The organism is Flavobacterium saccharophilum, from assembly GCF_900142735.1.
GTDB lineage: Bacteria > Bacteroidota > Bacteroidia > Flavobacteriales > Flavobacteriaceae > Flavobacterium > Flavobacterium saccharophilum.
The window spans coordinates 301,481-315,088 of record NZ_FRBY01000005.1; the positions used below are offsets into that span (position 1 = coordinate 301,481).

Below are 13,608 nucleotides of genomic sequence, written 5' to 3' on the forward strand. Positions count from 1 at the left end.
GCCATGATAAAAATAATCATTCATATTACGAAATTCATTATTGCCACTGTTACCGCATTATTGTTCGCTTCATGTAATTTTACTAACATGAAATCGATTGAAGGAAGTGGAAATGTTACGACTGAAAAACGAATTGTGCAGGGAGATTTTAAAAATGTGTCAGTGAGCAATGCTATTGATGTGGTAATCGAACAATCAGATAAAACTGAAATTATTGTTGAAGCTGATGACAATTTGCAGAAAGAAATTAAAACAACTGTTGAAAACGGAACCCTTGTAATTAGCTGTGAATTTACTTCTTTCCATAATGTTACTAAGAAAAAGGTAATTGTAAAAATGCCTGTTATAGATGCATTAGAAGCATCAAGCGCTTCTACTATAACAAGTACAAATGTCATTCATTCTACTAATATAAAATTAGATGCTTCAAGTGCTGCTACAATGAATGTTAACATAGAATCTGATGAAATCTCTTTGGATACAGACAGTGCGGGTTCTATTACAATTGAAGGAAAAGCATTAAAAGTAAAATCTTCAGCATCGAGCGCAGCAAATATAGAAGCTGAAAAATTATTAGCCAATGAGATTGAAGCTGATGCAGATAGCGGAGCAAGCATAAACATTAGCCCTATAGTGAGTTTGAAAGCGAATGCCAATAGTGGAGGAAGCATCAATTACAAAGGATCTCCTAAATCAATCGAAAAAACTTCTAATTCAGGAGGAAGTATCAACCAGGGATAAACCTTACTTTACTGTTAAATATAAAAGAAATCATTCATCAAAAGTGGATGATTTTTTTATATTTGTCAAAATCAAATCTAGAATTAATGAAAAAAAGTACAGCCCTACTCCTATTATTATTAGTCACTACATTAACTTTTGCCCAAAAAAGAGAGAAAATAAAAGGAACTAAAATCGTAACTACTTCAATAAAAGAAACAGGAAATTTTGATGCTCTTGAGGTCGATGATAATATTGAAGTTTATCTGGAACGAGGAGAAAAAAATGAAATTAAAATTGAAGCCGATGATAACTTACATGATATTATCGGAATGGATTTAAGAGAGAAAACACTTCGTTTATATACTTCAAAAGAAAGTACCATTTTCAAAAAACTGACCGTACGTGTAACTTACACTAATACTTTTAACAAAGTTATTACAAAAAATGAAGCGGTTGTTTATGCCATTCAGGAACTTCAGTTGGATGATATTACTTTTAATAGCTTCGATTTTTCAAAATTATTCCTGAACGTAAATGCTAAAAAATTCAGTTTAATTGCTGATGACAAATCAAAATCGGAAATAAACTTAAAAGCAGATGACGCTAGTCTTCAATTGAGCAAAACTTCTGCCATAAAATCATTAGTAGCAGCAACCAAATTTCAATGCGATTTATATCAAAAAGCTACTGCTACCCTTGAAGGAATCGCTGAAAAAGCAACGATACGTTTAGATAACAATTCGACTTTCACCGGAATTAAATTCACCATGAAAGATGCTGATATTACTGCAGAAGGATCTTCAAAAGGAAGTGTTTTAGCTGAAACAACCCTAAAATTAGCAGCAGGAGACCAAACAGAACTTTCGCTTTTTGGAAGCCCTGCAATTACACTTAGTCGTTTTTCTGAAGAAGCAAAATTGATTAAAAAGATAAAGTAAAAAAGTTTCAGGTTTCAGGTCTTTCTTGTTTCAAGTTGTGGAATTCTAAAAAATAAAATCCCGTTCCCAAAATGTGAACGGGATTTTATTTTATGACTCTTTGGCTACCGTTCCAACAACTTGAAACTTGACCCGAGGCTTTAGCCGAACTGGCGAAGCAAATAAAGAAAACCTGAAACTAAAAGTTTACTCTTTAGAAGCCAAATATCTCTCTGCATCAAGAGCGGCCATACAACCTGTTCCTGCAGCAGTAATTGCCTGACGGTAAACATGATCAGCAGCATCTCCGGCTACAAAGACACCATCAATATTTGTTTTAGATGTTCCCGGAGTATTGATGATATAACCCGTTTCATCAAGTGTGATATAATCTTTAAAGATATCTGTGTTTGGTTTGTGACCAATTGCTACGAAAAATCCTGTTGCAGGAATTTCGATAACTTCACCAGTAGTTTTATTTAAGGCTTTAATAGCATGAACAACATTACTATCTCCTAAAACTTCAACCGTATCGTGGTTCATTAAAATCTCGATATTCTCTGTTTTACGAACGCGTTCTTCCATAATTTTTGAAGCTCTGAATTTTTCACTTCTTACCAACATCGTAACTTTTTTACAAAGTTTAGATAAGTAATGTGCTTCTTCACAAGCAGAATCTCCTGCTCCAACAATTACAACTTCCTGATTGCGGTAGAAAAATCCGTCGCAAACAGCACAGGCAGAAACTCCTCCACCCATATTTAAATAATGTTGTTCTGATGGTAATCCTAAATATTTAGCCGTAGCACCTGTTGAAATAATAACTGTTTCACAGTGTAATTCGATGCTATCATTAATCCAAACTTTATGAATATCTCCTGAAAAATCAACTTTAGTTGCCCAACCATCACGAATATCAGCACCAAAACGTTTCGCTTGTTCCTGCAACTGAATCATCATTTCCGGTCCTGTAACTCCATCAACATAACCAGGAAAGTTTTCCACTTCATTTGTTGTAGTCAATTGACCACCTGGCTGCATTCCCTGATATAATATTGGATTCATATTTGCTCTGGCTGCATAAATCGCTGCAGTATATCCTGCTGGACCAGAACCTATAATAAGGCATTTAATTTTTTCTATTGTATCTGACATAATATGTGTAGTTTTTTGTGATGCAAATGTAAACTTTATTATAAAAAATTACCACCAAATTAAATCCTAAATAACTATCTCAAAATAAGTTTTATTTATTTTGAGATTTTCCTTTTGTAAACAGAATTTATTACTATATTTGCATCCGCTTACGGGCAGTACAACAATACATCATCGGGGTGTAGCGTAGCCCGGTTATCGCGCCTGCTTTGGGAGCAGGAGGCCGCAGGTTCGAATCCTGCCACCCCGACAAAAGTCTTTTCATTTATTTGAAAAGACTTTTTTTTTTGCTTTAAGTTAAAATAAAAAATTTAGCAAGCATAGCGGATCAACACGAAAACGGATCAAAAAAAATTTACCGCAAAGCACGCCAAGTTTTTTTTCCTCTGTGTTTGCAGGATCCGTTATTAAGTTCGCAAAGCTGTGTTATTAACTTCATATAAACCTTTGTGAACTTCCTGTGTTTTCTTCGGCACTCGTAGATAAAAATCTTGTGCTCTCTGTGGTAAAAATAATTATTGAGTATGTTTTTATACTGACCACAATATTTAGTGTTAATTCAGCATACCTCTAAAATTTCAATTCTTAGCTAAGAATTCAATCATTATATACTGACAATTAATTATTACACTTAAAAATTATAGCATCAATTCAAATTATCTCCCCTATTAAATCGTTTCTTTAGCATAAATATAACATGATCTGTTTGGTTATATTTTTCAAATAGGCTTTTTTTGCACCCAATAGAAAAATTTTTAAATGAAAAAAATAGCGCTCTATCTAATTTTATTTATTTCCACGTTCTCTTTTGCACAAAAAAAATCAGCTTCTAAAGAACCTAAAGAAAAAACTGAAAAATATACCTTATACAAGACTCACGCACACGCTTCCTATTACAATAATAAATTTAACGGAAAAAGAACAGCGAGTGGTAGAAAATTCAACAATAACAAATTAACTGCCGCTCATAAAAAATTTCCTTTTGGAACAAAACTAAGAATCACAAACGAACGAAATGACAAATCTGTTATTGTAGAAGTTATTGACAGAGGCCCTTTTAGCAAAAAAAGAGAAATTGATCTTACTAAAAGAGCTTTTATGAAAATCGCCTCAAACAAAGGAAGCGGCTCAATGAAAGTAAAAATTGAAGTTTTAAAAAATTAAAAAACGCATTTAACCCGAAATTACAATTTTTCTAATCAGACTATCTTTGAACATAAAAAGAAAGATAAAACAGAATGAAATTTCGTTACTGTTTTTTATTCTTACAAAAATAAAAATCTTCGAAACACGCACAAAACAAAGGCTTCCCAAAGTTTAGCAAATGTTAACAAAATAGATTTTCAAAAACCATAAATAATTGTATTTTTACGGTTCAAAATTCAGAAAATAAATGGGCAAAATCATTGCGATTGCTAATCAAAAAGGAGGCGTTGGAAAGACTACTACATCAGTAAATCTTGCGGCCTCATTAGGTGTTTTAGAAAAGAAAGTATTATTGATTGATGCTGATCCTCAAGCAAATGCCACTTCTGGCCTTGGGATTGACGTAGAATCAGTAGAAATTGGTACATACCAAATACTTGAACATAGCCACACCCCAAAAGAAACCATCGTGAAATGTTCAGCTCCAAATGTTGATGTGATCCCTGCTCATATTGACCTTGTAGCCATCGAAATCGAATTGGTTGACAAAGAAAATAGAGAATATATGCTTAAAAAAGCATTAGAAAGTGTTAAAGACGAATATGATTTTATTATTATTGACTGTGCACCTTCTTTAGGTTTATTAACCCTGAATGCTTTAACAGCTGCCGATTCAGTAGTTATTCCAATTCAATGTGAATATTTTGCACTTGAAGGATTAGGAAAATTATTGAACACTATTAAAAGTATTCAAAAAATACACAACCCGGATCTTGATATTGAAGGACTACTTCTTACAATGTATGACTCAAGATTACGTTTATCTAATCAGGTAGTTGAAGAAGTTCAAAAACACTTCAACGATATGGTTTTTGACACCGTGATTCAGCGAAATGTAAAATTGAGTGAAGCTCCAAGTTTTGGCGAAAGCATCATTAATTATGACGCAACAAGCAAAGGAGCAGTTAATTATATCAATTTAGCTCAGGAAATTATAAAGAAAAACAGTAAATAGTTTTTATGACAAAAGCAATTAAAAAACAAGCCTTAGGAAGAGGATTATCAGCATTATTAAAAGATCCGGAAAACGACATTACATCAGTAGAAGACAAAAATGCTGACAAAGTTGTTGGAAATATCATAGAGCTTGAAATAAGTGCTATCGAAATAAATCCGTTTCAGCCTAGAAGCAATTTTAATGAAGAATCTTTACGTGAGCTAGCCACTTCTATTAAAGAACTTGGTGTGATTCAGCCTATTACTGTTCGAAAATTAGAATTCAATAAATATCAGTTAATCTCTGGAGAGCGTCGTTTGCGTGCTTCAACTTTAGTAGGCTTAACTCATGTTCCAGCTTACATTCGTATTGCAAATGACAATGAGTCATTGGTTATGGCTTTGGTGGAAAACATTCAACGTCATGACTTAGATCCAATTGAGATTGCATTATCTTACCAACGCTTGATTGATGAAATTCAGTTAACTCAGGAACAAATGAGCGAACGTGTTGGAAAAAAACGTTCTACAATTGCCAATTATTTACGTCTTTTAAAATTAGACCCGATTATCCAAACTGGTATTCGTGATGGTTTTATCAGTATGGGACATGGTAGAGCAATCATCAATATTGAAGATTTAGATGTTCAGACGGATATCTATCAAAAAATAGTAAGTCAAAATTTATCTGTTCGTGAAACAGAAGCTTTGGTAAAAAATTATCACGAAGGTGTAAAACCAAAGCCAGAAGGAGAAACAAAGGCAAAAGCAGAGTCTTCCTTCCTTGTTAAAGAAACGCAAAAAAACACTTTCAACGATTATTTTGGTGCGAAAGTTGATATAAAAGTCGCTGGCAATGGAAAAGGAAAAATCACAATTCCTTTCAATTCCCAAGCTGACTTTGACAGAATTATAAAATTAATAAACGGATAGTGAATAAAATTGTCCCCATAAGTCTATTGTTCTTTCTTATAGGAACCGTTTCTCTTTTTGCCCAGGCAAAAAAAGACACGGTTTTGGTTGTTAAAGACACTACTAAGTATCCGGAAATAGACCCGCTTACCCCAGCAAAAGCAGCTTTTTACTCGGCCATTTTACCAGGTTTAGGTCAGGCATACAACAAAAAATACTGGAAAATTCCTTTAGTTTATGGAGCAATTGGTACCAGTTTGTATTTTTATATTGACAATAATAAAAAATACCATAATTATCGTGACGCCTACAAACGAAGATTAGAAGGTTACAATGATGATGATTACCAATTTTTAGATGATGACAGGCTTATTGCCGGTCAAAAATTCTATCAACGAAACAGAGATTTATCAGCCTTATTTGTCGTTGGTTTTTATGTCTTGAACATTATCGATGCCAATGTTGACGCTGCTTTAATTCAGTTTAACGTAAATGAAAGATTATCAGTACGCCCGGAAATTTATCCGGCCGATGTAACTTTCAAACCAAACGTTGGACTAACTTTTAATTACCACTTTTAAATAGCATTTGTTACTGTTTAAAATTCAAAAAAATACACAAAATGAAAATTGCACTTTTAGGATACGGAAAAATGGGTAAAGTAATTGAAAGAATTGCTTTAGAAAGAGGTCATGAAATAGTTTTAAAGAAAGATGAAACTAATACTTTTGATGGACTTTCAACTGCCGATGTCGCAATTGATTTCAGCGTTCCTACTGCTGCCGTTGATAATATCTCCAATTGTTTTCATGCCAATGTACCTGTAGTATCAGGAACGACTGGCTGGTTAGAACATTTTGATGAAATGGTTGCACTTTGCAACGAAAAACAAGGTGGATTCATTTCGAGTTCAAACTTTAGTTTAGGAGTAAATATTTTCTTCGAACTAAACGAATATTTAGCTAAAATCATGTCACAGTTTGATTCCTACAAAGTGACAATGGAAGAAATTCACCACACTCAAAAATTAGATGCTCCAAGCGGAACTGCCATTTCATTAGCTAAAGGTGTTATTGAAAATAGCAACTATGCAAACTGGACAATGGATGAAGCAAAAAATAATGAAATCCATATTGCAGCAAAGAGAATAGGTGATGTTCCGGGAACTCATACCGTAACATACGATTCAGTTGTAGATAGCATCGAATTAAAACACACTGCTCATAACCGTGAAGGTTTTGCTTTAGGAGCCGTAATTGCTGCTGAATGGTTAGCTGGCAAAAAGGGAATCTATAACATGAAAGATGTTTTAAACTTAAAATAAAATAAATTTAAAGGTTAAGGTCACTTCAACGAATCAACCTTAACCTTAAAACTTTAAACAAAATATTATGACACTATATCTTTGGTTCATTTTTTTCTTAGCTGTTCAAATTATTCATTTTCTGGGAACCTGGAAATTGTATCAGGCTGCTGGCCGAAAAAGTTGGGAGGCTGCTATTCCTGTATATAATTCTATAGTTTTAATGAAAATTATTGGCCGACCAACCTGGTGGACAATATTACTTTTCATTCCGATTATTAACCTGATTATGTTTCCGGTTATTTGGGTAGAAACTTTAAGAACCTTTAGTAAAAAATCAACTTTAGATACTTTTGTGGGTATTTTTACGCTTGGTTTTTACATTTACTATGTAAATTATACTCAAAAATTAGAATACAACGCCAACAGATCGTTAACTCCTGAAAACAAAACAGCCGACACTGTAAGCTCATTACTTTTTGCTATAATCGTAGCAACATTAGTTCATACTTATGTAGTACAGCCTTATACGATTCCAACTTCTTCATTAGAAAAATCATTATTAATTGGAGACTTTTTATTCGTAAGTAAACTAAACTACGGACCAAGGGTACCGATGACAACCGTTGCGTTACCAATGGTTCATGACTCTATTCCGTTAACAAAAAGAAAATCATACTTAAGCTGGCCGCAATTACCTTATTTCAGATTACCTGCTTTCGAAAAAATAAAACGAACAGATATTGTGGTTTTTAACTGGCCAGTAGACACCGTACATTACTTTTACGAACCAAAAGGAAAACCTGGTGTTATTAAACCAATTGACAAAAGATCTAATTATGTTAAGAGATGCGTTGGTATTCCTGGAGACAGCCTATCTATAAAAGATGGTTATGTTTATATCAATGGAAAAAAATTGGTTTTACCTGAAAGAGCGAAACCTCAATATTCGTACAAAATAGCTTTAGATGAAAAAACGCCAATAGATCTTGAAGCGCTTTTAAAAGAGCTTAATGTTAACCTTGTAGATGTAAGAGGTTTTAGAGATCAAAACAAAAGAGATACTTTGTTTATCGGTGCCTTAACTGAAGCTAATGCAGAACGCATGAAAACCATTCCTGGTATTACAGGTGTAGTTAGAGAAATTGCAACGGGTAACGATGATCGAATTTTCCCTCATATTAACAAATGGAACGAAGATAATTACGGTCCAATTTATATTCCTGAAGCTGGAAAAACAGTTGCTTTGACGAATGAATCATTACCATTTTACAAAGAAATCATTACCAACTACGAGCATAACACATTGCAAATAGACGGTTCTCATTTTATAATCAACGGAAAACAAACAAATTCATATACTTTCAAACAAAACTACTATTGGATGATGGGAGATAATCGCCATAACTCTGAAGACAGTCGTTACTGGGGATATGTTCCGGAAGATCATATTGTAGGGAAACCGGTATTTATCTGGTTGAGTTGGGATACGAATGGAAAAGGAATCAACAAAATTCGTTGGGACAGAGTTTTCACCACAGTTGATGGTGAAGGACAACCACAATCGTACTTCAAATATTTCTTAATGGTGCTTGCTGCTTATTTTGTTGGGGAATATTTCTGGAGAAAAAGAAAAGAAAATAAAGCATAAAAAAATAGTTATTTTAGTTTCAGGTTTCAAGTTTCAAGTTCATACAAAACCTGAAACTTGAAACCTGAAACGTTTAAACAAAAAAGTCATGAATTCGTTATTACTTCCTACTTATTTTCCATCGATTAGCCACTTTGCAGTTATGGCTCAATCTGAAAATATTACTTTTGAAATGGAAGATAATTTTCAAAAACAAACGAACAGAAACCGTACCTATATCTATAGTCCAAACGGTATTCAGTTATTAAACATTCCTGTTAAACATTCTAAAACATTGCATCAAAAAACAAAAGATGTTTTAATTGAAAATGAATTTGACTGGCAAAAACAGCATTTTAAATCTTTAGAAGCGGGCTACAGAAGTTCGCCTTTTTTTGAATTCTTTGAAGATGATATTCGACCTGTTTTCGAAAAGAAACATACTTTTTTAATGGATTTAAATATGGAAGTTTTGGACATTCTTACCAAATGTTTGAGAATGAAACTAGAATTCAGCAAAACAACCGAATATTTTATGGAAGCAGAAAACATTTCTGATTTCAGATATTTAGCCAATGGTAAAAAAGACCCGAATTCTTTCGAAAAATATCCACAAGTTTTTGATGACAAACATGGTTTTATAAACAACCTGAGTGTTTTGGATTTGCTTTTTAATGAAGGTAAATTCGCTATGGATTATTTAAAAAACCAAAAGATACTTTAGCCAATCTTACAGAAAGTCTAAAGCATCTTTTTCAATTTAACTAATTTAACCCAATTCTTTTTTTTAATCAATTAAGACTTACTTAGTCTATACATTAAAACGCCATGTGGTTCTAATGTTGCTTTAAGTTCTTTGGCTGTTGTTCCTGCATTTTTTTTGCTCCAAACGTCAAAAAGGTTATACGAAACGTTTTTATCCAGCGAATATTTATAGATCTCATCAACAATATTTTCTTTACTCCAGTCAAAAGTTATTGCCTTAGATTCTGTTTTTCTATTGATAAAGCAAATAGCCCAATCTCCATTTTTAAGTGGTTTACACCAAACCTGCAAACCATCTTTATCCAAATATCTAAAACCCTGAATTCCTAATGAATCCTGATCTACTGCTAGGACATCTTTATTAGTCAATATTTCAAGCGTTTGCTTACTCATTTTTCTGATATCGTTACCGGCCATAAGCGGAGCTGCCATCATACTCCATAGCGAAAAATGAGCTTTGTCTTCATTATAAGTCATACCATTACCCACTTCTAACATATCGGGATCATTCCAATGACCAGGTCCCGAATATTTACGAAGATTAGACTGCAAGTCAGCAATATGCATTACGCTTAACGAATTCCACGTTCCTTCATCGTGAACCGAATCAAAAATTTGATAAATATCTTCGGTTGTACGCCACATTTGACCAATACCTTCTCCCCATTCCCACGGTTTATTTACACCCCATTCACAAATACTAAAAACGATTGGCCTTTCCGTTTTCTTCAAGGCATTACTCATAGTTTGATACGCTTCTTTTGCATTAATTCCTGTAGTAAAACACCAGTCATACTTTAAAAAATCAATATCCCATGCCGCATAATTTCTTGCGTCCTGATACTCATATCCGCGAGTTCCCGGGTATTTTTGACAGGTCATCGTTCCGGCGCAATTATACATTCCGAATTTCAATCCTTTAGAATGTACATAATCAGCAACAAACTTCATTCCGCGTGGAAATTTTTGTGGATCCGGAACCAAATTTCCTTCTTTATCTCTTTCCATTGCCATCCATCCATCATCAAGAACAAGATAAATATAACCCGCATCTTTCATTCCGGATGACACTAATATATCTGCCGTTTCCATTACCATTTTCTCACTAATGTCCGTATGAAAAGTATTCCAGCTATTCCAACCCATAGGCGGAGTCAATAACAAATTCTCTTTATTTTGCGCTTGAAGTGTCATACAAAAAACACTTATCCCTGTTAGTATCCAATTATTAATTTTCATAATCTTCCTTTTTTTTATTTTAGTTTTAGTTAGTTCTTTTTTTCAGCCAACCATCTGGAAAGTGTTTCCATGATAAGTGCTTTATCCTTTTCAGGAAAATCTTTCACCCTCGTTTTATGACTTCCTGTTGGAAGAACCATTTTCAGAGCATCCAGTTTTGGACCTGGTTTTGGTGCACAAGAAAACCATGTATCGTAACCTCCATAGATGTACAAAATTTTATCTCCTTTATTTTCTACATATTTCCGAACGTCTTTAATGTATTGAGAATTATATCTTATTACGACTCCCTTTGGCGCAAAGCGATCATTGGAGGTGCTTTTTACTATTTGTAGCAAATCTGCTACCGGTGAAAGGTCGAAACCATAATATCCTAATTCGCTTAAATGCTGATAATAAGATGGCAGATCATTAAAATAGGTTTGATCATTGTACGTCCTCAGACCAACTATAACATTCAAATAATCAAACAATTCTTTTGGAGAAGCCGATACTGGCGGAATTTCATTACAATGCCCGCCCCATTGCCAAAAAGAAAAAGGAAATTCTAAAACAGCATATTCTAAAGCTTCGCCATACGGAACTTCTGTAAAACTCATTTTATTTGCTGTTGCATAGTGCTGAAACTCTTGTAAAACTGCTTCTCTATTTCCTAAAATGGCTCTTTGAAATGCAGTAATCTTATCTCTGCATTCTGTAGTACCAATAGTTCTCGTATGGTTTATTGTTCTTGGATCTTCGGTCGAATCAATTAAAGGAGCAACGTAAGGCATTGCCACATCGACATCATTTGGATATTTTGATTTATAGATCAGCGCCGTTTCTCCTCCTTTACTAATTCCTGTCGATATCCATTTACCAGTATACAATTGTTTTAATTTCATTACAATATGATGATAATCTGCAATGGCCTGATCGTTCGTTAAATATTCCCAAGGAAGTGGTTCCGGTCTTGATTTTCCGTAAAAGCGATATTCAACCGCAATTTGATTTGCGTTTAATAGTTTGCTCACTTCACTTCTAGTATTTCCTGTATTATAACCATGTGTTTCGATAACCATTGGTTTATTAAAATCAAGATGAGACAGATACATATAATGTTTAAAGCTTCCGTTCTGATGATTTTTATGATCTAACGGTTCGTTTAAAATCAACTGATAGGATTCTGAATAACCTTCTAAGTTTTCTATGGCAGTAATTTCAGCTTTAGGAAATAATTCTGTTAGCTTTTGAAATAAAATTGATGCGGTCTGCGCTGAACCATAATAAGGGTTCAAGACGATGACCGCTAAAAGTAGTAAGCGTTGTATTCTTTTCATTTTTAAGGTTTAATTGAATTTTTAAAAATACAGGCATTAGAATTCTCCATCCGATACTATATTATCTGTAAATTATCCTATTTTACCTAGTTTAAGCTAAAATATCACTATGATAAAATATTGACTTAATTTTGTTCCAAAACCAAAGAATTCATGATAAATCCTGAAATCTTTAATACATTTAATTCAACATTAAGATTAACTACTCACTGAAAGAAATATAATAAACTTAAAAAAACAAAAAGATGACAATTGGAGTTGGCGGATCTACCGCAAAAGCAGAACTGGAAAAAATACAAAACATGACACTGAATGTAAAAGCCATTCAGCCAGAAGAATACCAAACGCGGATTCAGAAAGCAGTGTCAATTATGAAAGAAACAGGTGTTAAATCTTTATATCTTAATGCCGGAACTAATTTGTATTATTTTACAGGAACCAAATGGAGTGCTTCTGAAAGAATGGTTGGTGCACTATTATCTGAAGATGGCAGTTTAGAATATATTGTTCCGAAATTTGAAGAAGGAACTTTTAAAAAATTTATGCAAATAGAAGGCAAAATTAATTGCTGGGAAGAACATGAATCTCCGTCTATTTTATTTGGAAAAATATTGCACAGCAAAAACATCCATGCCGGTAAAATTGCTTTGGATGAATCTGCAGCTTATTTTTTAATTGATGCCATAACCAAAGCCAATTCAAATTATGATTTTGAAAATGCCCAACCCATTACTACCGGATGCCGTATTCAGAAGTCAGAGAATGAAATTGCTATTATTCAGCAGGCAAAAGAAATCACTATGGTAGTTCAAAGAGCTGCCGCACGTATTTTATATCCCGGAATAAAAGCTGAAACAGTCGTTGACTTTATTAATCAGGCGCACATTAAGGCTGGAATTTCTTCTGGCTCTTATTTTTGTATTGTATTATTTGCTGATGACTCACAATATCCACATGGTGTAACTACGCCACAAGATTTAAAGGACAATGATATCGTATTAATTGACACAGGCTGTCGCTTAGAAGGTTATTTGTCTGATATTACCAGAACTTATGTGTATGGGACACCAACGGAAGCCCATATAAAAATTTGGAATTTAGAGAAAGCCGCTCAAAAAGCAGCTTTTGATGCTGCACAATTAGGAGCAACTTGCGGTTCGGTAGATGACGCAGCCAGAAAAGTAATTGCAGAAGGTGGATTGAGTCCTGATTATGAACTTCCGGGATTACCTCATCGTGTTGGTCATGGAACAGGATTAGACATCCATGAACATCCTTATTTAGTAAGAGGCAGTGCTACTGTTTTACAAGAAGGAATGGTGGTAAGTAATGAGCCAATGCTTTGTATTCCGGGACAATTTGGAATTCGTCATGAAGATCATTTTTACATGACAGCAAATGGTCCCAAATGGTTCACTACCCCAATGCACAGCATTGACAATCCGTTTGGGATTGATGTAGCGTAAATTTTATTTTATTTTAGGTCAATTAAAAAGGGGAAAC

At 33.9% G+C, this 13,608-nt stretch carries 13 protein-coding genes and 1 tRNA gene; 11 read left to right on the top strand and 3 right to left on the bottom strand.

Features of this window, described 5'->3' with window-relative positions:
* The first annotated feature begins 3 nt into the window (after positions 1–3).
* Positions 4–741, top strand: a complete 738-nt coding sequence (locus BUA98_RS17145; protein ID WP_072974548.1) for a head GIN domain-containing protein — start codon at positions 4–6, stop codon at positions 739–741.
* Positions 742–827: 86 nt separating this feature from the next.
* The gene (locus tag BUA98_RS17150; RefSeq protein ID WP_072974988.1) at positions 828–1,661 is read left to right on the top strand and encodes a GIN domain-containing protein; all 834 of its coding nucleotides are present in this window, start codon (positions 828–830) and stop codon (positions 1,659–1,661) included.
* 186 nt (positions 1,662–1,847) lie between these two features.
* Here the strand turns inward: BUA98_RS17150 and trxB are convergent, their stop codons facing one another.
* Entirely contained in the window at positions 1,848–2,795 is a 948-nt protein-coding gene (trxB, locus tag BUA98_RS17155) for a thioredoxin-disulfide reductase (RefSeq protein ID WP_072974550.1), read from the bottom strand.
* A gap of 175 nt (positions 2,796–2,970) precedes the next feature.
* Between trxB and BUA98_RS17160 the strand changes: the two genes are divergently transcribed.
* The 8 genes from BUA98_RS17160 to BUA98_RS17195 all read left to right on the top strand — a co-directional run bounded on the left by BUA98_RS17160 (position 2,971) and on the right by BUA98_RS17195 (position 9,506).
* Positions 2,971–3,045 (top strand) — tRNA-Pro (locus BUA98_RS17160).
* Positions 3,046–3,554: 509 nt separating this feature from the next.
* Complete coding sequence (locus BUA98_RS17165; RefSeq protein ID WP_072974552.1) at positions 3,555–3,959, top strand: septal ring lytic transglycosylase RlpA family protein; 405 nt, start codon at positions 3,555–3,557, stop codon at positions 3,957–3,959.
* 229 nt (positions 3,960–4,188) lie between these two features.
* Positions 4,189–4,956 (top strand): ParA family protein, encoded by a 768-nt coding sequence (locus tag BUA98_RS17170; RefSeq protein WP_026982801.1) that lies wholly within the window; start codon positions 4,189–4,191, stop codon positions 4,954–4,956.
* A gap of 5 nt (positions 4,957–4,961) precedes the next feature.
* Positions 4,962–5,870 carry a ParB/RepB/Spo0J family partition protein gene (locus BUA98_RS17175; protein WP_026982802.1) on the top strand — a complete coding sequence of 303 codons (909 nt, stop codon included), beginning with the start codon at positions 4,962–4,964 and terminating at the stop codon, positions 5,868–5,870.
* Positions 5,870–6,430 (top strand): DUF5683 domain-containing protein, encoded by a 561-nt coding sequence (locus BUA98_RS17180; protein ID WP_072974553.1) that lies wholly within the window; start codon positions 5,870–5,872, stop codon positions 6,428–6,430. Before BUA98_RS17175 ends, BUA98_RS17180 begins: the two co-directional genes overlap by 1 nt.
* Before the next feature lie 41 nt (positions 6,431–6,471).
* A complete protein-coding gene (gene dapB / locus BUA98_RS17185) occupies positions 6,472–7,173 on the top strand; it encodes a 4-hydroxy-tetrahydrodipicolinate reductase (RefSeq protein ID WP_072974555.1) in 702 nt (233 codons plus the stop codon).
* Between the two features lie 67 nt (positions 7,174–7,240).
* Entirely contained in the window at positions 7,241–8,803 is a 1,563-nt protein-coding gene (gene lepB, locus BUA98_RS17190; RefSeq protein ID WP_072974557.1) for a signal peptidase I, read from the top strand.
* Between the two features lie 88 nt (positions 8,804–8,891).
* Positions 8,892–9,506, top strand: a complete 615-nt coding sequence (locus tag BUA98_RS17195) for a WbqC family protein (RefSeq protein WP_072974558.1) — start codon at positions 8,892–8,894, stop codon at positions 9,504–9,506.
* Between the two features lie 71 nt (positions 9,507–9,577).
* On the opposite strand, the gene BUA98_RS17200 is transcribed toward BUA98_RS17195, so the two are convergent.
* Both BUA98_RS17200 and BUA98_RS17205 read right to left on the bottom strand, forming a co-directional pair.
* A complete protein-coding gene (locus BUA98_RS17200; RefSeq protein WP_072974560.1) occupies positions 9,578–10,786 on the bottom strand; it encodes a glycoside hydrolase family 27 protein in 1,209 nt (402 codons plus the stop codon).
* Between the two features lie 29 nt (positions 10,787–10,815).
* Positions 10,816–12,105: a S28 family serine protease gene (locus BUA98_RS17205; RefSeq protein WP_072974562.1), complete on the bottom strand. Its 1,290-nt coding sequence runs from the start codon at positions 12,103–12,105 to the stop codon at positions 10,816–10,818.
* A 245-nt stretch (positions 12,106–12,350) separates the two neighbouring features.
* Between BUA98_RS17205 and BUA98_RS17210 the strand changes: the two genes are divergently transcribed.
* A complete protein-coding gene (locus BUA98_RS17210; RefSeq protein ID WP_072974564.1) occupies positions 12,351–13,571 on the top strand; it encodes a M24 family metallopeptidase in 1,221 nt (406 codons plus the stop codon).
* Positions 13,572–13,608 lie beyond the last annotated feature (37 nt).

Bases quoted from the DNA above. Each gene is read 5' to 3' on its own strand.
- BUA98_RS17195 (WP_072974558.1), top strand. From the start codon at position 8,892: ATGAATTCGTTATTACTTCCTACTTATTTTCCATCGATTAGCCACTTT.
- BUA98_RS17200 (WP_072974560.1), bottom strand. From the start codon at position 10,786: ATGAAAATTAATAATTGGATACTAACAGGGATAAGTGTTTTTTGTATG.
- BUA98_RS17150 (WP_072974988.1), top strand. From the start codon at position 828: ATGAAAAAAAGTACAGCCCTACTCCTATTATTATTAGTCACTACATTA.
- BUA98_RS17165 (WP_072974552.1), top strand. From the start codon at position 3,555: ATGAAAAAAATAGCGCTCTATCTAATTTTATTTATTTCCACGTTCTCT.
- BUA98_RS17170 (WP_026982801.1), top strand. From the start codon at position 4,189: ATGGGCAAAATCATTGCGATTGCTAATCAAAAAGGAGGCGTTGGAAAG.
- BUA98_RS17175 (WP_026982802.1), top strand. From the start codon at position 4,962: ATGACAAAAGCAATTAAAAAACAAGCCTTAGGAAGAGGATTATCAGCA.
- dapB (WP_072974555.1), top strand. From the start codon at position 6,472: ATGAAAATTGCACTTTTAGGATACGGAAAAATGGGTAAAGTAATTGAA.
- BUA98_RS17210 (WP_072974564.1), top strand. From the start codon at position 12,351: ATGACAATTGGAGTTGGCGGATCTACCGCAAAAGCAGAACTGGAAAAA.
- trxB (WP_072974550.1), bottom strand. From the start codon at position 2,795: ATGTCAGATACAATAGAAAAAATTAAATGCCTTATTATAGGTTCTGGT.
- BUA98_RS17205 (WP_072974562.1), bottom strand. From the start codon at position 12,105: ATGAAAAGAATACAACGCTTACTACTTTTAGCGGTCATCGTCTTGAAC.
- BUA98_RS17145 (WP_072974548.1), top strand. From the start codon at position 4: ATGATAAAAATAATCATTCATATTACGAAATTCATTATTGCCACTGTT.
- lepB (WP_072974557.1), top strand. From the start codon at position 7,241: ATGACACTATATCTTTGGTTCATTTTTTTCTTAGCTGTTCAAATTATT.